At 32.9% G+C, this 25,838-nt stretch carries 21 protein-coding genes; 7 read left to right on the top strand and 14 right to left on the bottom strand.

What is annotated here, in order from left to right; genetic code table 11:
• Together BC962_RS07875 and BC962_RS07870 are read right to left on the bottom strand one after the other, a co-directional pair.
• Positions 1 to 636: a hypothetical protein gene (locus tag BC962_RS07875; RefSeq protein WP_121345451.1), complete on the bottom strand. Its 636-nt coding sequence runs from the start codon at positions 634 to 636 to the stop codon at positions 1 to 3.
• Between the two features lie 4 nt (positions 637 to 640).
• Positions 641 to 1,135: an RNA polymerase sigma factor gene (locus BC962_RS07870; RefSeq protein ID WP_121345450.1), complete on the bottom strand. Its 495-nt coding sequence runs from the start codon at positions 1,133 to 1,135 to the stop codon at positions 641 to 643.
• Positions 1,136 to 1,323: 188 nt separating this feature from the next.
• On the opposite strand from BC962_RS07870, the gene BC962_RS07865 reads away from it, so the two are divergent.
• Positions 1,324 to 2,628, top strand: a complete 1,305-nt coding sequence (locus BC962_RS07865) for an NAD(P)/FAD-dependent oxidoreductase (protein WP_121345449.1) — start codon at positions 1,324 to 1,326, stop codon at positions 2,626 to 2,628.
• A 91-nt stretch (positions 2,629 to 2,719) separates the two neighbouring features.
• On the opposite strand, the gene BC962_RS07860 is transcribed toward BC962_RS07865, so the two are convergent.
• Positions 2,720 to 3,154, bottom strand: coding sequence for a hemerythrin domain-containing protein (locus BC962_RS07860; RefSeq protein ID WP_121345448.1), 435 nt, complete (start codon positions 3,152 to 3,154; stop codon positions 2,720 to 2,722).
• Positions 3,155 to 3,364: 210 nt separating this feature from the next.
• On the opposite strand from BC962_RS07860, the gene BC962_RS07855 reads away from it, so the two are divergent.
• From BC962_RS07855 to BC962_RS07845, 3 genes are read left to right on the top strand one after another with little or no spacing between them, the layout of a single operon-like run.
• On the top strand, positions 3,365 to 4,693 hold the full coding sequence (locus tag BC962_RS07855; protein ID WP_121345447.1) for a 2TM domain-containing protein: 1,329 nt from the start codon (positions 3,365 to 3,367) through the stop codon (positions 4,691 to 4,693).
• A 5-nt stretch (positions 4,694 to 4,698) separates the two neighbouring features.
• Complete coding sequence (locus BC962_RS07850; RefSeq protein ID WP_121345446.1) at positions 4,699 to 4,992, top strand: 2TM domain-containing protein; 294 nt, start codon at positions 4,699 to 4,701, stop codon at positions 4,990 to 4,992.
• A gap of 16 nt (positions 4,993 to 5,008) precedes the next feature.
• A complete protein-coding gene (locus BC962_RS07845; protein WP_121345445.1) occupies positions 5,009 to 5,764 on the top strand; it encodes a LytR/AlgR family response regulator transcription factor in 756 nt (251 codons plus the stop codon).
• Positions 5,765 to 6,104: 340 nt separating this feature from the next.
• Here the strand turns inward: BC962_RS07845 and BC962_RS07840 are convergent, their stop codons facing one another.
• The 5 genes from BC962_RS07840 to BC962_RS07820 all read right to left on the bottom strand — a co-directional run bounded on the left by BC962_RS07840 (position 6,105) and on the right by BC962_RS07820 (position 10,371).
• On the bottom strand, positions 6,105 to 6,896 hold the full coding sequence (locus tag BC962_RS07840; RefSeq protein WP_121345444.1) for an anti-sigma factor: 792 nt from the start codon (positions 6,894 to 6,896) through the stop codon (positions 6,105 to 6,107).
• Entirely contained in the window at positions 6,896 to 7,426 is a 531-nt protein-coding gene (locus BC962_RS07835) for an RNA polymerase sigma factor (RefSeq protein WP_121345443.1), read from the bottom strand. Before BC962_RS07835 ends, BC962_RS07840 begins: the two co-directional genes overlap by 1 nt.
• Positions 7,427 to 7,524: 98 nt before the next feature.
• Positions 7,525 to 8,106, bottom strand: a complete 582-nt coding sequence (locus tag BC962_RS07830; RefSeq protein ID WP_121345442.1) for a superoxide dismutase family protein — start codon at positions 8,104 to 8,106, stop codon at positions 7,525 to 7,527.
• 121 nt (positions 8,107 to 8,227) lie between these two features.
• On the bottom strand, positions 8,228 to 9,445 hold the full coding sequence (locus tag BC962_RS07825; RefSeq protein WP_121345441.1) for a bifunctional alpha/beta hydrolase/OsmC family protein: 1,218 nt from the start codon (positions 9,443 to 9,445) through the stop codon (positions 8,228 to 8,230).
• Between the two features lie 2 nt (positions 9,446 to 9,447).
• A complete protein-coding gene (locus BC962_RS07820) occupies positions 9,448 to 10,371 on the bottom strand; it encodes a diacylglycerol/lipid kinase family protein (RefSeq protein ID WP_121345440.1) in 924 nt (307 codons plus the stop codon).
• A gap of 63 nt (positions 10,372 to 10,434) precedes the next feature.
• Between BC962_RS07820 and BC962_RS07815 the strand changes: the two genes are divergently transcribed.
• Entirely contained in the window at positions 10,435 to 11,403 is a 969-nt protein-coding gene (locus tag BC962_RS07815; RefSeq protein WP_121345439.1) for an App1 family protein, read from the top strand.
• Positions 11,404 to 11,470: 67 nt separating this feature from the next.
• Positions 11,471 to 13,594: a Tex family protein gene (locus tag BC962_RS07810; RefSeq protein WP_121345438.1), complete on the top strand. Its 2,124-nt coding sequence runs from the start codon at positions 11,471 to 11,473 to the stop codon at positions 13,592 to 13,594.
• 57 nt (positions 13,595 to 13,651) lie between these two features.
• On the opposite strand, the gene BC962_RS07805 is transcribed toward BC962_RS07810, so the two are convergent.
• The 3 genes from BC962_RS07805 to BC962_RS07795 all read right to left on the bottom strand — a co-directional run bounded on the left by BC962_RS07805 (position 13,652) and on the right by BC962_RS07795 (position 17,810).
• A complete protein-coding gene (locus tag BC962_RS07805) occupies positions 13,652 to 15,010 on the bottom strand; it encodes a M28 family metallopeptidase (protein ID WP_121345437.1) in 1,359 nt (452 codons plus the stop codon).
• A gap of 136 nt (positions 15,011 to 15,146) precedes the next feature.
• Positions 15,147 to 15,434, bottom strand: a complete 288-nt coding sequence (locus tag BC962_RS07800) for a YtxH domain-containing protein (protein ID WP_121345436.1) — start codon at positions 15,432 to 15,434, stop codon at positions 15,147 to 15,149.
• Between the two features lie 168 nt (positions 15,435 to 15,602).
• Entirely contained in the window at positions 15,603 to 17,810 is a 2,208-nt protein-coding gene (locus tag BC962_RS07795) for a bifunctional alpha,alpha-trehalose-phosphate synthase (UDP-forming)/trehalose-phosphatase (protein WP_121345435.1), read from the bottom strand.
• 97 nt (positions 17,811 to 17,907) lie between these two features.
• Here BC962_RS07795 and BC962_RS07790 point away from each other — a divergent pair, with 97 nt between their 5' ends.
• Positions 17,908 to 19,692 carry a glycoside hydrolase family 15 protein gene (locus BC962_RS07790; RefSeq protein WP_121345434.1) on the top strand — a complete coding sequence of 595 codons (1,785 nt, stop codon included), beginning with the start codon at positions 17,908 to 17,910 and terminating at the stop codon, positions 19,690 to 19,692.
• Between the two features lie 260 nt (positions 19,693 to 19,952).
• Here the strand turns inward: BC962_RS07790 and BC962_RS07785 are convergent, their stop codons facing one another.
• The 3 genes from BC962_RS07785 to BC962_RS07775 all read right to left on the bottom strand — a co-directional run bounded on the left by BC962_RS07785 (position 19,953) and on the right by BC962_RS07775 (position 25,741).
• A complete protein-coding gene (locus tag BC962_RS07785; RefSeq protein WP_147405636.1) occupies positions 19,953 to 21,698 on the bottom strand; it encodes a mechanosensitive ion channel family protein in 1,746 nt (581 codons plus the stop codon).
• A gap of 97 nt (positions 21,699 to 21,795) precedes the next feature.
• Entirely contained in the window at positions 21,796 to 22,851 is a 1,056-nt protein-coding gene (locus BC962_RS07780) for a zinc metalloprotease (protein ID WP_121345432.1), read from the bottom strand.
• Between the two features lie 1,081 nt (positions 22,852 to 23,932).
• Positions 23,933 to 25,741, bottom strand: coding sequence for an acyl-CoA dehydrogenase family protein (locus BC962_RS07775; protein WP_121345431.1), 1,809 nt, complete (start codon positions 25,739 to 25,741; stop codon positions 23,933 to 23,935).
• Positions 25,742 to 25,838 lie beyond the last annotated feature (97 nt).

Genomic DNA, 25,838 nt, shown 5'->3' with positions numbered 1-25,838 from the left:
TTACATTTCTAACTTCTTCAATTCTATATAATTTTTTTTCAGTCTTCTTAGTAATATTCCGTAAAGTAATCTGTAAAATACCCAAATTAGACCTAGGAATAAGGTTAAAATCAATACACTTATACCAATAAATTTAACCCAATCCATCATTTCAAAAGAATATTTGGAGATCTCCTTGGCATCAGGATTCGTATGATTTAAAAGCATATAACTAAATAGGCCAATAGCTGTTGCTCCAGTAGATATTAGAACATAAGCTATATAGTATTTTACAGTTTTTCTTGTTCTTAGAATGTTCTTCATTAAAGTTGCAGCATCATCTGTAGTAGAGATCATTTTATAATTCTTGTAGAATCTATAGATAAAATAAAACGTGATGGCATAACTTAAAATATAAAGGACGGTAACTATCTCCTTCAAATTGTTTTTTTCGATATCCTCCCAATATTTATCTCCAGAGAAAGCAATATTCAAAATAGTAGCGAAAATAAGTTCTATGATACTTATATAGAAGATCCATTTCACGATAGAATGAGAACGCTTCCAAATCATTTTGTAGATCTCATCAAAGCTAAGCTTAGGATAATTCCCTTGCTGCCTATTCCAGTCCCTTTTTAACAAGTCTAATTCATCCATATGCTTACGGATTTAATATTTTTTTTAATTTAGTTTTCACTCTATTCATCTTCACTCGAGCATTCACTTCACTAATCCCCATTGTTTCAGATATTTCTTTGTAATTTTTGTCTTCTAAATACAGAAAAACCAAGGCTTTATCTATATCGTTTAATTCTTTAACGGCATTGTACATTAATGATAAACGTTGCTCTGTCTCATCATCATATTCATCTACCTTAATTCTAAAATGAACAGAATCGTAATCTTGAGTCTGAATTCCTCTTTTTTTCTTACGATATAAAGTAATAGCAGTATTTAATGCCACCCTATACATCCATGTGCTAAATTTAGAATCTCCTCTAAATTTTGGATATGCTTTCCACAGTTGTATAGTTACTTCCTGAAATAAATCATTGTGAGATGCCTGATCATTAGTATAAATTCTACAGATTTTGTGTACAATATTTTGATCTCTCTCCAGATTGGTTACAAATTGATGTTCTAATTCTTTCTCCACAGATGCTATTTACAAATTGTTAGTCTTTGAATGTTGCACAGTGTTACATCTAGCAGGGTAAATTCTAAACTGTTTGATTGGATTTATTTAAAAGCCAAATTATTCTTATTTTCGAAGATATATAAATTGGTGAATAATTGTTAAACTAATACCTATTTATATTACCCACTATAATCTCTAATTGATAAATGAATATACCTAAAACCAATTTACCGCGTGTTGTAATAATAGGAGGAGGATTTGGAGGAATTTCTTTAGCCAGGAAACTTTTAAAGAAACAAGTGCAAACGGTATTAATAGATAAACATAACTACCACACATTTCAGCCCCTTCTTTATCAGGTTTCTACCTCTGGATTAGAGCCAGATTCCATTGCATATCCGCTTAGAAAGATAATTAGAACTAGCAACAGAGGCTATTTTAGAATGGCAGAAGTATCTAATATAGATTCAGGAAGACAGATAATTCAATCTAATATAGGGGAACTTCATTATGATTATTTAATAATTGCTACAGGTTCTAAAACCAACTTTTTCGGGAATGATAGTATAGAAAAGAATGGAATGTGGATGAAATCGGTACCGCATGCTTTAAACATTAGGAGTCTTATTTTAGAAAATCTTGAACAAGCAGTGATCACCGAAGATCCAGTAGAACGTAAAGCCTTACTTAACTTTGTACTTGCTGGGGCTGGGCCAACTGGAGTAGAATTAAGTGGAGCAATTGCTGAGTTAAGAAATCATGTAGTTCCAAAAGATTATCCAGATCTGGATGCTTCGGAAATGGAAATTCATCTTATTGAAGGTATGGATAGAGTATTACCTCCAATGAGTGAAAAATCTTCGGAGAAGGCTGCCAATTTTTTAAAGGAATTGGGAGTGCAACTGCACCTAAATACTCAAGTTGAGTCTTATGATGGGCGAGAGGTATTAACTAATACATCTACAAAATTTGACACGTATACTTTTATATGGAGTGCAGGGGTAACTGGCGCTCCAGTTAAAGGACTCAAGGCAGAGGCTTTAATTGAAAAAGCTAATAGGTATGTTGTAAATAAATATAGCCAGATAAATGGGTATAATAACATATTTGCTATTGGGGATATTGCAGTAATGGAAAGCGATGAATTCCCGAAAGGACATCCTATGGTGGCTCAACCTGCAATCCAACAAGGAAAACATTTAGCTAAGAATATTAGTCACTTATTAAATAACGAAGAATTAGAGCCTTTTAAATATTTTGATAAAGGTACTATGGCAACTGTAGGAAGAAATCGGGCGGTTGTAGAGTTGGGTAAATTTAAATTTGGTGGCTTCTTTGCATGGTTCGTATGGATGTTTATACACCTTTGGTTTTTAATAGGTTTCAGAAATAGGCTGGTCACTTTCTTTAATTGGGTGTATAACTATGTGAATTTTGATAAAGCAGCAAGACTAATCATTAGACCGTTTAAAGAAAATCAAAAACAATCTAAATCAGATAGAGCTCTATAGTAGTTGTTGCTGAAAATATGTTGAGTTTGAAATATAAAAATCCGCTTCAATTCATTTGAGGCGGATTTTTCTTTAATTAATAAATCAAAAATTATCTGTTCTTAGTGATCTCTTTATTATAATCTGATGCCAATGAGATCTTTTGTTTTTCAGTTAGCGCTTTTCCTGCCATTTGGAAGACTTCATGTTCTTCTTCATCCAAATGGTGAGTTACCTTATGCTCAAGATCTTTTGCTATTTTTAACCAGTTAGATGCACTCATGTCTGTATCATCTAATTGTTCCATTAGTTCATCCATTTCGTGATGTTCTGCAACACTGTGTCTAGCTTTTTCTTGCGTAAGATCTTTCTGGATTAAAGGAACATAAAAATGTCTTTCTTCCGCATCTGCATGTATCTTAAGCTCGTGTTTTAACTGCTCATAAATTTTCTTTCTTTCCTGAGTATCTCCATGGGTAGACACCAGTTTTTTAACTAGTTCTCTTTGGATTTCATGTTCTTGCCTTAAAGCTTCAAAAATATTCATAATTTGGGTTAGATTGATTTTAAGAATTCAAGGTATTAATTATAGTGTTAAAATTTATTTAAAACGGTAATTAATATCTAGTTGAAATTAAGTCTAAATTGTAATTCTATACAGTTCAACCTATAAAAATCACAGTTCAGTTTAAAAGTCTTTAATAGAATTAATGATTTAAAGATATTTGATCTATTCTAAAGTAATAATTACAAAACGATGTATAAAATTGTTCTCAAACTAATTAAGATAAGCCTTATAATTACTATAATCTTGGTCTTATTAGATATGGTATTTAATCAGGCTACTACTTTAGAAGATTTGTTAAGTGTTTCAAATTGGGGTCTTTACTTCTTTTACAGTTTTGTCCTATCTGGAGTAAATGGTTTGTTCTTTTATTTTATGAATGATAAGGTGAACTGGGAAGGTAAAGGTGTGCAACGAGTAATAATAGGGGTTGTTGGAAGTATAATTTTAACTTTGATAGCTTATTTTGTATGTAGAATAATACACTTAGTTTATTTTGAGAATAGATATAATATCGATGAATTTTTAGCCAACGAGCGTATAGGGTATTATTTTTTTCCTTTACTATTTACGGCGATCATTTCTCTAAGCTTTCACTTGTTTTATTTTTATAAAGCTTTACAGGAGAGAAGGGTTGCTGAACAAAAAATAATTGCCGGTACGGCTTCTGCCAAATTCGATGCACTTAAAAATCAATTAGATCCACACTTTTTATTCAATAGTTTAAATGTATTAACTTCTTTAATTGAAGAAAATCCAATTGCTGCTCAAAAATTCACCACTTCTTTATCAAAGACATATAGGTATGTATTGGAGCAAAAAAATAAGGAATTAGTAGAATTATCTGAAGAAATAAAATTTGCGAAAACCTATATTAATCTTCTTAAAATGAGATTTGAAGATGGAATTAATTGTTCTATTCCATTAGAGCTTAATCTTGCTGAAGCTAAAGTAGTTCCATTATCGCTTCAATTACTACTAGAAAATGCAGTTAAGCATAATAGAGTATCTCCACAGCAGCCATTACAAATAGAGATCTTTGAAGACAGGAATGAATTAGTTGTAAAAAACAACCTTCAGGAAAAAGAAATATTAGGGAAAGGAAGTAGAGTTGGGTTAATCAATATTCAGCAGAGATATGGGCTGTTAACCAATAGAAAAGTTAAAATAAATAAATCAGAAAATTATTTTGAAGTACGATTGCCATTACTCACCAAAAAGATTGAAGTTATGAAAAGAGAAGAAACATTAGATGCAGATAATAGTTATCTACGGGCCAAAGAGAAAGTGAAAAAACTAAGAGGCTTCTATGGTAATCTAACTTCTTATTGTATCGTTATCCCCGCTTTAGCAATCTTTAATTTACTTTCTAGTAACGGATTTCCCTGGGTGATCTTCCCTACAATTGGATGGGGGATAGGCTTGCTCTTTCATGCTATGGAAGTATTTGGCTACAACCCTTTATTAGGAAAAGATTGGGAAGAAAAGAAAATAAAAGAATACATGAAACGTAATCAATAATTAAGATGGAAAATTCAGAGAAAAATTATCAAAGAGCAAAAGAGAGAGTAGAAGAATTAAAAAAATTCTACAGTCATCTACTTAGTTATATTGTAGTTAATATATTTCTTGCAGCAGTGAATTATTATTCAAATGAATGGAGATATCCATGGTTTTTATGGGTGACTGCAGGTTGGGGAATTGGGCTGATATTCGACGCAATGAGAGCGCATCAAATTAATCCTATGTTCAATAAGGATTGGGAAGAGAGAAAGATAAGATCTTTTATGAAGGAGGAGGAAAAACAAAAATGGGAATAGTACTTAAATTAATTAAATGCAAGTAGTAATTATAGAAGACGAAAAACCTTCTGCGAGAAGACTTAATAGAATGCTTAAAGGTTTAGAACTGGAGGTAATTGTTATGTTACACAGTGTAAATGACGCGGTGGAATGGTTTAAAAACAATGAGCATCCCGAACTTATTTTTTTGGATATTCAACTAAGTGATGGCTTATCTTTCGAGATCTTTGAAAAGGTTGAAATTAAAAGCGCCATTATATTCACAACTGCCTATGATGAATATGCCTTAAAGGCTTTTAAGTTGAATAGTGTAGATTATTTATTAAAACCTATAGATGATGAAGAGTTGGAGGAAGCTGTACAGAAATACGCTTCTAATAGCGCTAAAAAGAGCCCTAGTTTTATAAGTGCGGAAGATATTCAAAAAATGTTTCAGCAACCTTCACCTAAGGAATATAAGAAGCGCTTTACTATACAAGTAGGGCAGCATTTAAAGATTTTTGAGGTAAATGATATTTGTTGTTTTTATTCAGAAAATAAAGGAACATACTTACATACCAATAATGATAGAAGCTATTTGTTAGATCTTAGTTTAGAAAAATTAGAGCAAGATCTGGATCCAAATAAATTCTTTAAGATTAGTAGAAAATTTATTGTAAACCTAAATGCTATAAAAGATATTGTAAGCTATTCTAACTTACGTTTGGAAGTAAAGTTGGAATGTTTCAATAAACATCAGTTAATAGTAAGTAGAGAGCGAGTAAAACTTTTTAAAGAATGGCTAGAATAAGTAAATGGATGTTAAAATTTCCAAAATATAAAACCGTAACATATTTATTCTCGTAAATATGTTACAAGAGAGTTATTAAGAGCAGCGCAATAAAAATAATTTACCCTAAATTAAATTTTATTGCTTAAATATTAAAGCTAAATAAGGCTACTATTTTAAATTCTACTCTAATAATTGTTTATGATTTTTTTGGTTGGTTAGTGAAGAGTTTGTTTCTTAAGGAAGCAGACTCTTTGCATTTATAACCGGTTTCCATTGGATACTCAAAAGAAAATCAGCTTTAAATTCACGATATATTGTGAACTTAAAGCTGATTATTTTATTAGTCTAATTACTATTTCTAAGAAGAAACAACTCCCAAGGTATATAATTGTTCCATAGTAGGGGATTCACTACCACCTTCAGGTTCTAATGTAATTCCAAATGCTTCAGATGGATTTATATTCTTCAAAGCAAATATTTTATTTTCGTCTTCCTCATACGTATCTAAAATTCCTATGCTCGTTGGAGTTAATGGTTCTAATTTTAAAGACCATACTTGATAAACCATTCCTCTTGGAGGCTCTGGTAAATCCTTAACATCTATATAGGTGGTATTTGTGTTCTTGTCCCAGTAAGCGGCAGCATAAGCGTCTGGAGCCACTGCTTGCCCTGCTAAAGGAACTTTAATTATATTTTTATCTCTTATTATAGATAGGAGTTCTTTAGATTTGTCTGCATCGGTTCTTGCATCAGCAATTTGAGTTTCCATTTGCGCCTTTTCTCCCTGTAAAGCTTGAAGATCTTGTCTAAGTTCTCTGTTCTTATTGAACATTACAAACAACCCAATTAAGAATAACAAACTTGCAGCCCATCCTATGTACATAGGAATGTTAGATCTTCTGCTTTCCATGCTTACTACTTTTGGATTGTGTGCAAGCTTTTGCTTGATGGCCAAAATTAAATTCTCGGCATCGGCTGGTGCTACGGCAGCAGATAGTTGAATAAGTGCTTCTTCTATTTGACTGACCTCAGATTCAACTTCCGGGTATTGTTTTAAAATTCTGGTAACCTCTCTACTTTCTGTTTCAGAAAGTGCACCATATACATATAGTTCAAGAATACCAGATGATATATAATTATTAATATCCATTATCGTAATACTTTAGATCGTAATTTATCTATACAAACCCTGTTCTTTGTCTTTACTGTTCCCAGAGGCATTTCAAGTTCTTCTGCGGTTTCCTTTTGAGTATAGCCTTTAAAGAACAACAAGTCTATTAAACTTTTACAAGTTTCTCCCAAAGCATCAATATACTTTTGTAAACCAATAGCATCAATTTTACCGAAGAAGTTCGTTTTAGACTCCAATATATCTACGAAATTATCACTCTTTAGGTTTAGCTTTTTATTTTTAAAATCTTTCGATCTAATTTTATCTATAGAAGCATTTCTGGCAATATTAAGGACCCAAGTGAAAAACCTGCCTTTATCGGGGTTATAACTTGAGGCATTATTCCATATTTTAATAAAAACATCTTGCAAAATTTCTTCTGAAATTGAGGTGTCTTTTATAATACTATATATAATACCATAGGTACTATGGGAATAAAGCTCATAAATGCGTTCAAAGGCTTTTTGGTTACCAGCCTGAAGCTCTTCTATTAACTTATCTTGTTGCATAGGATAGAAATTATGCTTAAAAATATAAAATTATTCTGTTTAAAATAATAAAAGCAACCCGAAGGTTGCTTTTATTAAAATATTCTCAAAAATAGGGTCTACATCTTAATAGAACCACATCCAACTCTTGTTCCAGCAGCACCAGAAGGTTGAGATGTAAAATCGTCTACCCCGTCATGAATTACTACTGCTTTCCCAATAATATTCTTAGCATCATCATCACAGCCAATACACCATTTATCTGTAGTCATAGTTATAGTACCATTCCCATTTCCATCTACTTTGAAATTTCCTATATCTCCTCTATGATATCCTGAAGCATCGCCCCATTTTCCATGTTGTTCGAAGGTAGGGTTCCAGTGACCTCCAGCAGAAGATCCGTCCTTAGCTGAACAATCTGCACTTTCATGAATATGAATAGCATGCATACCCTCAGCTAGACCATCTATAATAGCAGTCATTGTTACCTCTCCGTTCTCCTCTGTGAAAACAACATTCCCAGAAAGCTTGCTATCGCTTTTTGGCTCTAAAGTGAGTTTTACCTTTTTAACCTCAACTTCTTTTTCCTGAGTCATTTCAGTGTCGGAAGTTTTATTTTCATCTTTTTCTTTTTTGTCATTTTTACACCCAATAATTAATAGGGATGCGCAAAATAGTAGTGATAAACTAATACGTTTCATAATTTGTATAGATTGGTTTTACATTGAATTCATCTAAATTACTTGTATAATAAGGAATCTCCAAAGATTTAAGGATTGCTTAACATAGATAGTACTTTAAAAATTCAGGATCTTTAGTTCCTTATTTTTGATCTATTAAACTAGTAATAATTTGTGTTTCTGAATGTAGCGTTTTATGTACAGGACATTTATTAGCGATCTCTAAAAGTCTTTTCCTTTGTTTCTCATCCAGATCTCCTTTTATAATGAGTTCTCGTTTAAAAGTGTCTATTTTTGTACCCTCATCTTCACATTTTTCGCAATCTACAGCGTGATCTTTCCCATAATTTACATGTGTCTCTACAAAATCTACATTCCAGCCTTTACGCTTCGCATACATTTGTATGGTCATAGAAGTGCAGGCAGCTAAGCCAGCAGATACAAATTCGTAAGGATTGGGTCCAAAATCGTTTCCTCCAACATGTTCCGGTTCATCGGCAACTAGATGGTGCCTTCCAGCCTTAATTTGTGTTGTAAAACCTTCTGGGCCTAAATGTGCAATAACATCTAAATCAGTCTTTAAATCAGCTTGCTCGGGAATATCAAGATATCTATTTGCCCATGTTCCAATAAGATCACCCACATAATTAGAATCTACTTTATTAGATAGTAAATGATCTGCACCATCTAAGGAAATAAAGCTTTTGGGATGTTTAGCTGCAATATATATTTCTTCAGCATTTTTAATACCAACGATGGTATCTTGTGGAGAATGTAGAATTAACAAGGACTTATTTAATTTTGAAATAATATCTGGTAGATCGTTGTTTTCTAGATCATCCAAAAATTGCTTTTTTATTTTGAAGTTTCTACCGCCTATATTTACTTCAGCACTGCCGTTTTCATGAATATCTGCTATATCACTTTTCAATATATTTTTTACATGTCCAATATGAGAAGGCGCTCCAATAGTTGCGACTGCACTTACTGAATCTAGTAATGTTGAAGCAAATATTACTGCGGCGCCACCAAGGGAATGACCTATTAAAAGAGAAGGGGCTTTGTAATTATCTTCTAAATAACTAGAAGCGCAAACAAGATCTTCAATGTTTCCAGAAAAATTAGAATCTGCAAACTCTCCTTCACTTTCTCCCAAGCCTGTGAAATCGAATCTAAGAACCCCAAAACCTTTTGCGGTTAAAGCTTGACTTATGTTTTTTACGGCTCGAAAATTCTTGTTACAAGTAAAACAATGTGCGAATAAAACAAAATTATGAGGAGTTCTATTATCTGGTAATTCTATACTTCCTTTAAGATCTAAGCCTTCTTTATTCTTAAATGTAATTTTTGAAGTGCTCATAGTTATATTTTTTCTGAATTATTATTTCTATTTAAAGCAGGATTAAAATTTTTAGAAACTGCAACTCGTAGCTTTTGGTCTGAAACTTTAACCACAACTTTCTTTCTCTTTCCAATAAACTCTCCATCAATTTGAAAGGCGACTGGATTTTTACAGGTAATTGTAGCTTCCTCTACAGAGATGGCTTCTACGAAATTGGAATTCAATTGGGAATTCTTAATTAAGGTCTTTAATATTTGAAAGATGCTTAATCTTTTAAAAATAAGAATTTCAAATTTTCCATCATCCAATTTTCCATTGGGATTTATATTCGCTCCAGTTCCAAATTTATTTGCGTTGGCAATAGCTAAAAGCACTCCTTTTTTTACATATTTATGCCCTTTAGCTTCAATAGTAAATTTATAAGGATAATTAGATTTAAATAAGGTTGGGAAAGATTGAAGAAAATAACCAAACTTCCCTCTAATATTAGAATGCTCATAAAGTCTAATAAGCTCTGCATTTATACCAAGATCTGATATATGTAAACACATTTCTCCATTTAATTCTAAAGTGTCAATAGTAAAAGTGGTCTCACCTGTAGCCACTTCAATTTGATCATTAAGATTATCTGGTAGATTTAAATTAATAGCAAAACCATTTGCAGAGCCTGCAGGCAAGATCCCTAGGCTAAGATCAAAATCTTTAAGAACTTTTGCTACAAGTTGTATAGTTCCATCTCCGCCAGCTACTAATAAACGTTCGGGTTGATGCTGATTTATCAACTTACTAATAGCTTTTATATCTTCATGACCTTTAGTTTCGTAGACTTCTACTAGTATATTTTTATTAGCTAGTTTTGTTTTAACTGTATTAATGAGGTTAGCTTTGTCAAAATTTCCAGAAATTGGATTAACAACTAGTAAAATTTTATTTTTTGGTTCCATGTACTGTAGATTGTTGCTAAAATTAGCTATTTTGGAAGTATTCTTTCGTTAATAAAATCTCAATTGACAAAAATCGACTTAAAATTATATCGTGGATATTTAAACGACCAAGAGCTGGTGGTTTTTGGTCATGTCTTTAAATCCTGGGCTCCAGATAAATACCGAATTGATAGACGAGGAATTAAACATGCCATGTCTATCATGCATATGTTCAATATAAAACCGATTTCTAATATTAGAGTGACCTTAGAATTTCAAGGTCTCATTGTTCAAACAAAAACATTAGATGATGGATATTTTAGATTCAATATTCCTTTCGATCAAGAGTTGGAAAGTGGATGGCATGATTATCAAATAACCTGCCAGTTCAACGGTTTCGGTATTGTGGATAAAGGAGAGGTGCTAAAACCTTTTGAAAGTAAATATGGAATCATTTCGGATATTGATGATACTTTTCTTATTTCTTATAGCGGTAGTTTTTTTAGGAAGCTGTATGTAATGTTGCTCAAAAATATAAATAAAAGAAAAATTTTTGAAGACGTTGTTCCACATTATAGAGCATTAAGTTCCTATGGACAAGACAAAGAGCATGCATTTAATTCTTTTTTTTATGTTTCTAGTAGCGAATGGAATTTATACGATTTTATAAATGAATTTGCTAAAAGACATGAATTGCCTAAAGCAGTTATAAAATTGAAGAAGATTAAAACTGGGATTTCAGATTTTCTAATGACCGGGCGAGGAGGACACGATCATAAATTCGAAAAAATTAAAGATATCATCTCATTTTATCCAAATCTTAAATATGTACTTATTGGTGACGATTCCCAAAAAGATCCATATATCTACGAGCGCATCTGTAAAATATTTCCTTTAAATATAAAAGCGGTCTACATTAGGAAGACCAATAAAGTAAAAAAAGAAAAGGTGTCCACAGTATTAGCTAATTTGAATGACATGGGCGTAAGCACCTGTTACTTTATTCATAGTGAAAAAGCAATTGAGCATTCTAAAAAAATAAATATTATCTAATTCTCTAGATATATTAAGATAAATTAGAATCCCGGTATCTTTGTTTTTATTACTTAAAACAAAAGACTTGGAGTTAATACCTTATATAAAATCTAAAATCAACGTTCCCGAAAGATCTATTCTTAATACTGTTGGCTTACTAAATGAAGATGCGACCATTCCTTTTATTGCTCGCTATAGAAAGGAATTAACTGGTAATTTAGATGAAGTTGAGATTGAAAATATATCTGACCTATTAAAATCTTTTGCTGAATTAGAACGTCGTAAAAAAGCGATCATCAAGGCTATTGAAGATCAGGATTTCATGACAGATCCCTTATTGTCTAAGCTTCAGAATTCAGATTCGCTAGTAGAATTAGAAGACCTATATCTTCCTTTCAAAAAGAAGCGTAGAACAAAAGCTGAAACAGCTAGGGAAGCAGGGTTGGAACCTTTTGCTAAAATTATTATGTCGCAAAATGGAGCTAATTTAGAGCAAGTGGCAAATCGATTTTTGTCTAATGAGATAAAATCTACTAGTGATGCATTAGAAGGAGCACAGCATATAATTTCTGAATGGATAAGCGAAAACCCATATGTAAGGCAGAAGCTTAGGAGGTTGTTTCAGAACAGCGCAGATATTGCTTCAAAACTCGTGAAATCTGAAAAGGAAAATCCTGCAGCATTAAAATATAAGCAATATTTTGACTGGAATGAACCTTTAAAAAGAATCCCTTCTCACAGATTATTAGCCATTCTTCGGGCTGAAAGTGAAGGTGTTATAAAACTGAAGCTTGAGGTAGATAAAAACGAAGCTTTAAGACAAATAGATAATGTTCTCCATATTAAAAATTCTTCAGCAGCTAAGTATATCAATGAAGCAATAGAAGATTCTTACAAGCGACTCTTAAAACCAGCTTTTTCTAATGAAGCTTTATCTGAAGCAAAGAATAGAGCAGATGAAGATGCAATTCAGGTCTTCGCTGAAAATCTAGAGCAACTTTTGTTAGCGCCACCTCTTGGTAATAAAAGGATCTTAGCTTTAGATCCTGGGTTTAAGTCTGGTTGTAAATTGGTTTGCTTAGATGAAAACGGAATGTTGCTTCACAATGAAACCATTTTTCCCCATCCTCCACAAAAAGAAATGACACTTGCCATTAAAAAAATTAGATCTCTTGTAAATGCTTATAATATTGAAGCGATCTCTATTGGTAATGGAACTGCTTCCCGAGAAACGGAGCAATTTGTTAAAAAAGTCCCCTTTAATAGAGAAGTTGAGGTATATGTGGTGAACGAAGCAGGTGCTTCAATTTATTCCGCCTCTAAAATTGCTCGAGAAGAATTTCCAGATTATGACATTACCGTTAGAGGAGCGGTTTCTATTGGTAGACGTTTAATAGATCCTTTGGCAGAATTAGTGAAGATAGATGCTAAGTCTATTGGAGTAGGGCAGTACCAGCATGATGTAGATCAAACGAGATTAAAGAACAAACTGGATGCGGTAGTTATGAATTGCGTTAACCGAATTGGAATAAACGTAAATTCTGCGAGTAAAGAACTGCTTTCTTATGTGTCTGGGATAGGACCTGTATTAGCGGAAAATATTATAAAATATAGATCGGATAAAGGAAGTATTAAAAGTAGAGAAGAATTACTTAAAGTTCCCAGATTAGGGGCTAAAGCTTACGAGCAGTCTGCGGGATTTTTAAGAATTAAAAATGCGAAAAATCCCTTGGATGATTCTGCAGTTCACCCAGAACGCTATAGTTTGGTTAATAAAATTGCGAAAGATTCAAAAACGGCATTGCATCAAATAATAGGAAACAAAGAAGTTCTTCAAAAAATAGAATTAAGTACATATGTTCAAGAGGATCTTGGATTGCCGACACTTACAGATATAATAAAAGAACTTGAAAAACCAGGTTTGGATCCTAGAAGTAAGATCAAGGTTTTTCAATTTGATGAAAATGTAAATACCATTAAAGATTTAAGAACGGGGATGAAGCTTCCTGGGATCGTAAATAACATCACCAATTTTGGATGCTTTGTAGATATTGGTGTTAAAGAAAGTGGGCTAATCCATATCTCCAAATTAGCAAATGAATATATTAGCGATGTGAATTCTGTTGTAAAATTAGGCCAGCATTTAACGGTCACTGTATTAGAAATAGATTTAGATCTTAAAAGGATACAGCTTTCATTGATAGATTAAAAAAAGTCCTGAGATAAGTAATTATCTCAGGACTTTTTAGAGTTATAAGATTTTGGATTATCTAAAGGTCGAGGAGGGAAAAGAAACTAAGCTTTCATGCCCATTCTTACCTACTGCCACAACACCAAAAAAATAGTTGTCTATTACAATACCATCAAGCATAAATTCTGAAACATCACCCACAAATCGGGAATGCTCCCAAACCGGGGAAGTAGTATCTCTCCAATAAATTTTATATCCTGCGATTTCTCCAGAAACCTTTTCCCATCGTAATTTTGTAGAAGGTTCAACAATACCTCCAATAGCCACTTGTGAAGGAGCAGGTGGTGCCCAAGCTAAACTAGCCAGGTTAATAGCATTTACAGCAGTAAGTTTTGCTGCATAATTAAAATTAACGCCTTCAATAACATCGCCATATTCTATTCCGTTTTCAGTTCGAATGTCTTGATGTTGTCTGTTATAATTTTCATGAGCCTCCATTATTCTTATTCCCGCGAATCCAAGATCGTTAAAAGACCTATGATGTCCACCACGACCAAATCTATCTAATCTATAGATCATCATTGGATTCATTTCTGGCATATAGGTTTCAACAGTACTATGAATATATCTGGCAAGCTGTCTGGAAATCCCATCCACTTCTCCACCATAATATCTTCTTGCATTTCGTTCTTTCTCTGTTTCAGTAGGAGGAACAGGTTCAGAAAATATTCTAAAACTTCTGTTATCAATAACTCCGTCAACACCTTCTATATTACCGATCATATCATTATTTAATATTCCAATGATCTCCCAGTTGTTGTTTTTTGCATATTGAGCCAGTCCTTTTCCACCAAATAATCCTTGCTCTTCACCAGAAAGGCCAACATAAATTATGCTGTTTTCAAATTTATATTTAGATAAAACTCTAGCAGCTTCCATAGTTCCAGCCATTCCGCTTGCATTATCATTTGCACCTGGAGCATCGGTTTCAAAATCCATAGTATCACTGGCGCGGGAATCTATATCCCCACTCATAATAATATATCTATTTGGATATTTAGTTCCTTTTTGTATGGCTACAACATTTACTACCCAGGCTTCCTTAGGCACCCGGTTTCCATCATCTGGAGTTACCAGGTCTTTTTGATAAAAAACATCTAGACAGTTGTTGCAATCCTTAGATGTTTTATCAAATTCAGATTTAATCCAGCGCCTTGCAGCTCCAATTCCTCTAGTAGTAGAAACAGTATCACTAAATGTGTTTCTTGTTCCAAACCCTGCTAATTTTCTTATATCACTTTCAATTCTATCGGCAGAAACAGAATCGATTATATCATAGATTTTAGAATCTGTATTTTGTGCAGCTATTTCTTGGAAGCTTAGAAATGTGAAAAAGCAACAGGTAATGCTTAATAGGGAGGAATTAATTTTCATTATTTAATATTATTTAATTGAGATTTCTAAAGTAAGAAATGTTTTTTAAAAAAGATTCCAGTGAAAGTTCAGAATATTTTAAATAAAAAACCTCGGAAAGAATCCGAGGTTTAGTGTAATATATTTTGAGATTAGCCTAGCTAGCTCTCATATCATGAATATCTGCTTTAGTATCATGAAATTTTTCTTCAACTTTAGAACCACTAGTTGCAGCTTTTGATCTTTCTTTGATCGCTTCAACTTTTTGATTTAAACTGTCTGAAAGATCATTGATCTTACCTTTAGCACCTTTTAAGTAGCTATCTCCAGATTCAGTAATTGATTTACGAGTGTCTGCTCCTTTTTTAGGTGCAAATAATAAACCTATAGCTGCTCCTACTGCTGCTCCTGATACTAATCCTGTAATTAACTTTCCTACTTTCATAATTATAATTTTTTAAATATTGGTTGTATAAATTTGACGATGTAAAGTTACTTCTAATTAGAAGCTTAGAGGATTATCTTTAGTTAAGTTTGATATAATATTTCAGAAGAATTACTAATGAATTTAACACTTTATCAATGATATCTTGATTCTAGTTTTAACCAATATTTAATTTAAAAAACCCTGCAATAGTTCTCTTACTTTGCGGGTGTTATTTACATAGTAAGTGGCGCTAGTATTTTTGAGTCCAACTTTTACCGTTACTGCAGAATCTGGTAATTCCTGAAATAAGTATTCATCTGTCCAATCGTCTCCGATAGCAAAAATAAAATCGCTTTCTTTTTTTAAAAGCAATTTAGTAGCAGCCTTTCCCTTATTAACTTCACTACTTTTAATTTCCAATACCTTATTTCCATCTAAGACGCTTAACCCATGATTCGAAATTAAATCTTTCAAAACGGTAGAAAGTTCATTGGCACGCTTTTCACCTAGATCGGGATCCGACTTTCTATAGTGCCAGGCCAAGGAATAATTTTTCTCCTCTATAAAACTTCCAGGAGTTCTGTCTACGAAGGCATCAATAACCGGACGTATAGATTCCATCCAATCATTTCTCACATTTTCATTTAGCCTCCAATCTTTTTTTGGTTTTTGCGCCCAAACTCCGTGCTCTGCAATAAGCTCTACATTAGATTCTCGCCACCAATTCCCCAAAGTTTCCTTATCTCTTCCGCTAATAAGAACAACACTAATGTTTTCTACATTGGCAAGTTCATTTATTAATGTGATAAGCTCTTTATCTGGTTTTGCGTCTTCTGGTTTATCTACAAAATTCACTAGAGTTCCATCATAATCAAGAAATAATACCCGGTTTTTAGATTTTTTAAAATCTGAAAATATGGATTCTTGAATGTCTTTGGAAATATGAATTGCTTTATTGCTTTGTCTGGTTTCCTGTGTTTTAGTTAGAGATTTCATAAAGTCGTTTGCCCATTTTTCTACATCATAACGCTTCAATCGTTTCTGAAGGGTTTTGTTTCTTTTAATTTGTTCTTCTTCAGGCATCTCGATCGCCTGATTTATAGCATCTGCAATTTGTTCAAAATTATTAGGGTTTATTAAAAGCGCTTCGTTCATTTCCTGCGCTGCACCGGTCATTTCACTTAAAATAAGCACTCCTGTTTGATCTTTTCTACTTGCAATATATTCTTTTGCTACTAAATTCATTCCGTCCCTAATAGGGGTTAACAATGCTATATCGCAAGAAGCATATAGGTCTATTAAGTTATTAAATGGCATAGACCTATAGAAATACCAAATAGGGGTCCAGCTAACTGTTGCGAATTTTCCATTTATTCTCCCTACTAATGCATCAATTTCTTTTTTAAGTAATTGATATTGTGGCACTTCCGATCTTGAAGGCACGGCTAGCATTACTAAGCGTATTTTTTCTATATACTGCGGATATTTTTCTAAGAAATATTCAAAAGCTCTTATTCTATGAGCGATACCTTTTGTATAATCTAACCGATCTATACTCAGGATTAATTTTGCTCCTGGAGCTCCTTTTCTATGATGATCTAATCTGCGTTGCAAATCTGATTGATTTTCCAAAGAATTTTCAAAATGATCTTGCGCAGCCTGCTCAAATTTGTTGTAATCTATACCCATAGGAAAAGAATCTACCTTTACCATTCTCTCGGGAAGACTTACTTCATTAAAATTAACTTGATGCCTTAAAATTCGACTTACAGAGCTCAAAAAATGTCGTTCATAATCGTAGGTATGGAAACCAATAAGATCGGCTCCCAGAAGTCCTTTAAGAATTTCTTCTCTCCAAGGCATGGTTCTAAAAACTTCATAGGAAGGGAAGGGGATATGATTAAAGAAACCTATTGTTGCATTTGGAGCTTGTTCGCGAACCATATTGGGTACTAAAAGAAGTTGATAATCATGAATCCAGATCTTATCACCGTCTTTATAATTTTTCAAGATTGCATCTGCATATTTTTGGTTTACCCTTTTATAGGTTTCCCAATGCCAGCTTTCCCATTCTGTAAATTCCATAAAGTAATGGAAGAGGGGCCAAATACTTCTATTACTAAAACCATAATAAAAACCTTCTATTTCTTTTTCAGTAAAATTAATTGCTATACAGGCCTCATCTTTGGCCTTTTGAGTAACTTCATTTATTAAGTTTTCAGGAAGTTCTTCTGCAGTTAATCCACTCCATCCAATCCAAACGCTATCCCCATCTCTATGGAAGGATTTTAAACCTGTTGCTAAACCTCCTACACTAGGAGTTACATTTAATTTTCCTTTTTTTATGGAAATTTGAAGAGGTAATCTATTAGATATAATGATAGTTTTACTCATAATTTATTTATAATTGAAGCGAAAAAAAAATTGAATTTTCTTAAATTTCCGAAAATGAATTGTGTTAACCTTCCTTTTTAAAGAAATTTTATCTTTCATGAAGAATTTAGACTACGGTATTATTGGAAATTGTAAAAGTGCAGCCCTAATTTCCAAAACAGGATCACTAGACTGGTGTTGTTTGCCAAATTTTGACTCTGCTGCAGTATTTGCTAAATTATTGGATACTAATAAAGGCGGAAATTTTGAGCTTTTAGTTACTGAGGATTATAAGATCACTCAAGAATATCTATGGGGAACCAATATCCTAAGTACGGTCTTTGATAATGGTAAAAATGCATTTCAATTAATAGATTTTATGCCACGTTACCAACATCAAGACGGTTCTTATTATTCTGCTCCAGATGTTATACGTTTTATTAGACTTATTAAAGGTAAACCCTCTTTTAAAGCATTATATAATCCGAAATTAGATTTTGCAAGGGAAAAAACGTACAATGAAAATAAAGGACAGTATATAAAAAGTTATACTACCGAAGGGAAATTTGAAACTATATTTCTATACTCAAGTTTTGATCTTGATGCTATTCTAGATCAAAAGGAAATTGAAATTACAGGTAATGGATATTTCTTAATGGGATATCATGAAAAATTGGTAGAACAATCCTTAGATAGGACTTATTTAAAGTACCAACGAACCAAGACCTATTGGATGAATTGGAGTGAACATACCACAAAATATAAATATTATAACGAAGAGATATTGCGAAGTGCATTAGTGCTAAAGGCTTTAACATTTAAAAAGTCTGGTGCAGTGCTTGCGGCTGCTACTACTTCACTTCCAGAAACTATAGGAGAAGAGCGAAATTGGGATTATAGATTTTGCTGGATTAGAGATGCTTCTATGGTTATTAAGGTAATGGCAGGATTAGGTCATGATAAATCTGCTAATGATTTTCTTCAATTCATACTTAATTTAATTCCACATAAGGATGAAAAAATCCAGATCATGTATGGTATCAATGGGGAGAAAAATTTAACTGAGCATATATTAGATCATTTAGATGGGTATCAAGGATCAAAGCCTGTAAGAACAGGAAATGCTGCATATATCCAAAAACAGAATGATATTTATGGAATTTTGATGGAGGTGATCTATCAGCAATTCGTTCAGTTTGAAACCAATTTGGAAAATAGCGAAGAATTGTGGACAGTGACTAGGGGGATTGTAAAAATTGTTGAATCACATTGGAAAGAACCCGATAAAGGAATTTGGGAACTTCGCACAGAGGAGAGACATTTCGTTTTCTCTAAATTATTATGTTGGGTTGCTATAGATAGAGCAGTGAAAATAGGGGAGATCCTTAGGAAAGGTGTTAATGATACTAAGTGGATCTCTTTAAGATCTGAAATTTATGATGATATTTATAGAAATGGATGGAATGATGAGGTGCAAGCTTATACACAGTCTTATGGCTCTAAAGATCTGGATGCTTCTACACTCTTAATGGAAAATTATGGATTTATAGACGCTAAGGATCCTAGGTATATTAGCACAGTGAAAGCTACAGAAAAGGAGCTTTCTCGGGACGGGCTATTGTATCGATATAAAAATAAAGATGACTTTGGTTTACCAACTTCCTCTTTTACAATATGTACATTTTGGTTTATTAATAGCCTTTACAAAATAGGAGAGAAGGAGAAATCTAAGAAATTATTCGATCAGCTTTTATCTTATAGCAATCATTTAGGATTATTTAGTGAGGATATAGATTTTGAAACAAAGCGTTTATTAGGGAATTTCCCTCAAGCCTATTCCCATTTAGCTTTAATTGAAGCTGCTACAAACTTTAGCATGGGTGAAATGATAATGGATAATTGAATTTTCTCTTAAACATAATTATAAAAAAAAAGCCATCCAATTTGGATGGCTTTTTGATTTTCTTAATTAAAATCGAATATTATTAGCAATTGTCGCTTTTGGTGCAGATAATTTGCACTTTAACTATATATTTAAGTTGGATGAATATTCTATTTAGTGAAACATTAGATCGCATTACTAACATATCTTGTTTATCCCAAGAAAAGGAACAATTTCGTCTGTTATCTTGTCGTTAATTTTAGTCGCTTTTAGATTGCTACTTAACTGTTTTTTTCGAGGTTTACACGCTGTTTAGATAGATAGTGTCCATCCTCAAGCTCTCCTATATATTGTATTAACTCTTCCCTTAATCTACAGCGAAGACTCCAAGTGGTGGGGAAATCCTTTGCACTGCATAGACATCTCATTTTAATTGTTCTTTCATTTATTTCGGTAACTTCAACCAGAGGTTCATAGACACCATCCCACTCATCGGACTGTTTTAAGAGTTCTGAAAATTTTGATCTCACCTTTCCAACATCAATTCTAAAATCAGCAAAAAGTTCAATCTCTCCCAAGGTTTGGGCATCGGTCATGGATAGGTTTTTAAAGCTTTCAGAAATCACATCGGTTAAGGGAATAACTTTTCTATGTAAATTCCATGTTCTCACTACCATATAGGTAAATCGAATATCCTCTACTACCCCATAATCATCTTTAATAAATAGTGAATCTCCAATTCTTACAGGTTTAGTGATTGCTATTTGAATTCCTGCAATAATATTTCCCAGAGTACTTTGTGCTGCAATACCGACTATTAAAGTTGCCAAACCAGCAGATGCCATTAATGAAATCCCGAACTTCTCTAAAGTGGGAAATTGTGAAATCATAATAGATACTGCAATGATAAATATTACAAAAATAAATATTCTCCTACCTACAGAAACATAGGTTAGCATTCTTCTAGCTTCATGATTTTCTTCAGCTGTAATGTCACCAATTTTGCTTTTGGTGAAAAAATCCATGAAATAATCTATAATTCTCATTACTAACCAAGTAAAAATAATAATTACAGAAAGTAATAGGACAGCATAAATACCTTGAGCTAAAGGGCCGGAGAATGAAATTAATTTGTTTAGTAGGATGTAGAAAAGTAAAATTCCTAGAGCAGATCCAGCAGGTGAAGATAATTTATTAGATATATCTTTCAACCAGTAAATATCGGAATTAGAAAATATCTTTCTTATTATTATGGCAAATAATCTGGCTATTAAATAGGATAGAAGCATTAAAAATATAGTTCCTAAGTATTTCCAAAAAGGAACACCAAATAACTCAAAACTTACAGAACCTGGCATAATTTCATCCAGTCGTCGAGGTCCATAAACCTTATAAAGTGGTTCGATATTTTCTACGGTTTGTGATGAAATTAACCATATTGGACCTCTATCTTTAAATTTTAAACGTTGTAAGCGAAAAACTATATCCCGGCCTTCGAGGTCTATTTTACCAAAACTGATACTTCTTCTTGGCTTTCCAGCAACAACTTTATTAGTAGGAGTTGTGATATCTACTTGACCATCTGGTCTATCGGGTATATCGTCCCATGCAATTCCTACTCGCTGATTCATTATAAAATATAATTTTTCAGCAATCGTTGCCGCATCCTCTTTGGTAATATAATCTGATAATAGATTAAAATTTAAAGCGTGAGAAGCTTCCTGAAATCTTTTATTCCGTGAATTAACTATAAAGTGTTCTAACGTAGCTTGTGGGGTGGTGAAATTATATTTATTAGGTGGTAAGCCAATGGCTTTATTTAGTTGATTAACAATGTAGTAATTTTCTGAATATTCCATTATCGGATTATCATCAAAGCCAACAGTGTCTTTTAAAACCAAGGATTTCTTGGGTGAGTTTTGATTTTCTGTTCTAGAACTATCCTTTTGACTTTGAATTGCAAAAGTATTTTGAACAATCAACATGAGTCCAGCCAGAAACCAAATTCTAAGTGTTGGTATATACATAAGGATTTTCAATTGGTCTTTATTAAAGTAAACAATAAAAGTAAATAAAAAAAAAGCCACCCTAAAAGGGTGGCTTTGTAAATATTTAAAGTCCGAATTAAGGAGCCATTGCAGCTCTTGGTCCAGAACTTGCAAAAACAGTTCTTAAACGAGATTTTTGACCTTCAGAAAACATATACATACAGGAATCATTTGTATAGTCCATGTAATTCATTGTCATGTCTGTACTACGACAGTTTGTTGTTGGGTAAGAAGGGCATCCATAGTTAGGACCATCAGAAGATGGAGTATCTGCTACATAATCATCTTGATTACATCTTCCATCACCCCAAATGTGGCGTAAGTTTAAATAGTGTCCAACTTCATGAGTTACAGTTCTCCCCTTATTAAATGGAGCAGATACATATCCTGTATTACCAAAATAATTTGGTCCTACAACAACTCCATCCGTCGCAGCTGGACCTCCTGGAAATTGCGCATATCCTAAAATACCCCCACCAATATTACAAACCCAGATGTTTAAAGTAGTAGCTGGTGAAACAGGAGGATATTGGCCTTTAACAGCATCGTTTGTACCCCATTGAGTAGTAGAACTGCTGAAACGACGAACTCCCGCAAGAGTAAATTGAACTTCAGTATCTGCAACTAGAGAAGCAAATTCTGAAGGAGTGTTGGATGCATCAGAATTATTTTTTCTGAAATCTGCATTCATAACAGCGATCTGAGAATCAATTTGTGCTTGAGAAATATTCTCTTGAGAGTTACTATATACTACAGTAACAACCACGGGAATCGAGATCACCCCTAAATTATCTGTTGGAGGAGGAGTAGTTCCACCACCACCTGAACCAGGCTTTCCTTTAGCGGCATTTGCTTGTTTTGCTAATATCGATCTGGAATTTTTCTCTATGTTATACATTTTTTTGTAAAGCTTATCATCTTCCTCTAATAAGCGATTAAGATTTTTCATGGTGTAGCATGCTTTTTCTGCATTTGCACCTTTTCCATCTTCATCATGAAAATCTGTGTACGCAACAAAATCGCTCATGTCTATACTTTCTTGGGCTAATTCATTACTGGTTTCTGGTTGGTCATTTTCACAAGAAGTAAAAATTAAGGCTAAAGCAGCCATTCCCATAATTAGTTTTTTCATTTAATAAGTTTTTAGGGTTGTTAGAAAAGCACAATATATAAATAACTTAAAGTTATACTAACAATTTGATAACTTTTTTATTAACGTTTTTAATATTAATTAGTCAAAAGACTGAATTATTGCGATTGTATAGATTTGGAAAAGCCTTATGTATAAAGGATTCATTAATTATTATAGATTTTTAACAATATTCAATATTTTGTATAATATATTATAAATTACATAAAATATACATCCTATAAATTTAAATATTCCCTTAAAATTAACGCTAGAATTGATGTTAGTGTATATGATATTTACTATCTAAAAATTTGGAAGTTTTTATTCTCAATATTTATATTTTTTATTCTAATAAATTTGAGATTAACGGTTTCAAAGCATCATAAATTAATTGTCATTTTAATTAAAAGAAGACTTGCGGAGCTAGTTTAATGAAGTTTAACCTCTCTCGAAGTTGCTGAAAAATCGCATTATTTGAAATCGTCTAGTTAATTATACACAAAAATAGCTTGCTACTTTTATCTATAGTGAGGAAGATGATGGAATAGATCTCGATCGTTCTAAAGAAATACTAGTTCTTCCATCTATACGCTCGTAAGAAATTTCAATAGCGGTAATAGGACTAAATAAATGTCCATATAAGACTGAAATAATTTGGATTTACCTACATATTATACTAACTGCGGACAGAATATAATTTTCTTAATAAACATGGAAATACAGATTTCGATCTAACAAGTTTTGGTACAAATGTTACAATTGAAAGCTATACAATACTAGTTTATATTTTCGATTTTGTGTTTAACTGAGGTAATAGATAGGGTTATATCTATTCTAATTGTTTCCGCGTGGTTTAGCAGCTTTAAATATTTTAAAATGAAATAGACGCGTATACTCCGGTAAAAGTTCTTTAAAAGCTTCTACTGATGATCTAGCTGAATACTGGAAAATTTTTTATTATGGTAATAGCCTCGAAAATTATTATTGAGTATTTAGTCTAAAAAAACTAATCAATGAAAAAAGCCAATTCTAAAATAGAATTGGCTTTCTTTTCTTGAAATAGAAATCAGTTACAAACTAATTAAAAACAATAGGTGTTCTCTGAAGTTAATTTATCTGCAATTGTATTTCTTAATGCAACAACGTTAGGGTGATTGTCGTATTTAGTGAAACGTTTAAGTCCCATTAACATCATTCGTTGCTCATCTCCTTCAGCAAAAGATACAATCCCTTCCTTAGCTTTTTGATTTATAATATCTACGGCATGATATAAATACAATTTAGACATTGCAATTTGTTCTTTTTGCTTGTCTTCTCCGTATCTATTCACATTTTTCTCTGTTCTTAATATAGCAGATTCCGCCATGTAGATCTCTATTAAAATATCTGCGGAAGCCAGTAGCAATTGTTGGTGCTCCTCTAGTTTAGGTCCGAATTTTTGAACAGCACTACCAGCAACCATTAAAAATACTTTTTTCAATCTCTTTAAAAGATCTTTTTCTTCAGCAAATAACACTGAGAAATCTGGTTTTTCAAAAGATGGAATTCCGGTAAGTTCTTCCCCAACTTTCGTTGCTGGCCCTAAAAGATCTACATGACCTTTCATCGCTTTCTTAACAAGCATTCCAACTGCCAACATTCTGTTTATTTCGTTGGTACCCTCATAGATTCTAGAAATACGTGCATCTCTCCAAGCAGACTCCATTGGAGTATCTGCAGAGAAGCCCATTCCACCAAATACCTGGATGCCTTCGTCACTGCAATTTTGAATATCTTCTGAACATGCAACTTTTAGGATAGAACATTCAATAGCATACTCTTCTACACCTTTCAGTTCTGCTTCAGCATGTGAATTTCCTTCTTCTAATCTTTTATTAATTCTGTCTTCAATATTTTTAGCTGCTCTATATGAAGCAGATTCTCCAACATATGCTGAAGTTGCCATTTCTGCCAACTTATATTTTATAGCTCCAAATTGTGCGATAGGAGTATTAAACTGAACTCTATCATTAGCATATTTTACTGCTTGATCTGTTACTCTTCTTTGAGCATCTAAACATGCAGCAGCTAATTTAATACGTCCAACATTTAATGCATTCATGGCAATTTTAAATCCGTCTCCTCGTCCTGCAAGCATATTTTCTACCGGAACTTTGGTTTCATTAAAGAAAACCTGACGAGTAGAGGAGGAGTGAATACCCAATTTCTTTTCTTCTTCCCCAAAAGTGATTCCATTGCCTTCCTCATTTTCTACGATAAATCCAGTAATATTTTTATCATCTTCTATTCTAGCAAATACAATAAACACCTTTGCAAATCCAGCGTTAGAGATCCACATTTTTTGTCCGCTAATACTGTAGCTTTTTCCATCATCAGAGATAACTGCTTTAGTTTTACCAGAATTTGCATCACTTCCTGCCCCAGGTTCTGTTAAGCAATAAGCTCCAAACCATTCTCCAGTTGCCAGCTTTGGTACGTATTTTTTCTTTTGCTCTTCTGTACCATATAAGGTTATTGGCATAGTTCCAATTCCTGTATGTGCACCAAAAGCTGTAGCTATAGAGCCTGTAGCACCACTAATATAATCACACACCAACATGGTAGATACAAAGCCCATACCTAGACCATCATACTCTTCAGGAACAGAAATACCTAGAAAACCAAGTTCTCCAGCTTTACGCATGATTTCTTCTGTAAGTGCATAATTCTTTTTCTCGAATTCTTCCTTATTCGGCCAGATCTCACGATCTACAAATTCCTTAACCGAATCCTTCATCATTTTCTGCTCCTCGGTAAAGTCTTCTGGCGTAAAAACATCTTCACTTAATGTTTCTTTTACCAAGAACTGACCTCCACGAAGTAATTCTTTATTAGTTGTCTCTGTGCTCATTTTTATTTAGTATTTAGGCGTGAGATTTTTGTATTGAGAATCTCACTTTATAGATTATTTTATTTGCTGTTCTACCTGAGATCTAATTACTTAAATC

Source organism: Gillisia mitskevichiae (assembly GCF_003634585.1).
Taxonomy (GTDB): domain Bacteria; phylum Bacteroidota; class Bacteroidia; order Flavobacteriales; family Flavobacteriaceae; genus Gillisia; species Gillisia mitskevichiae.
Note: the sequence above shows the minus strand (reverse complement) of the source record. Positions and strands in the feature narration are given on the sequence as shown.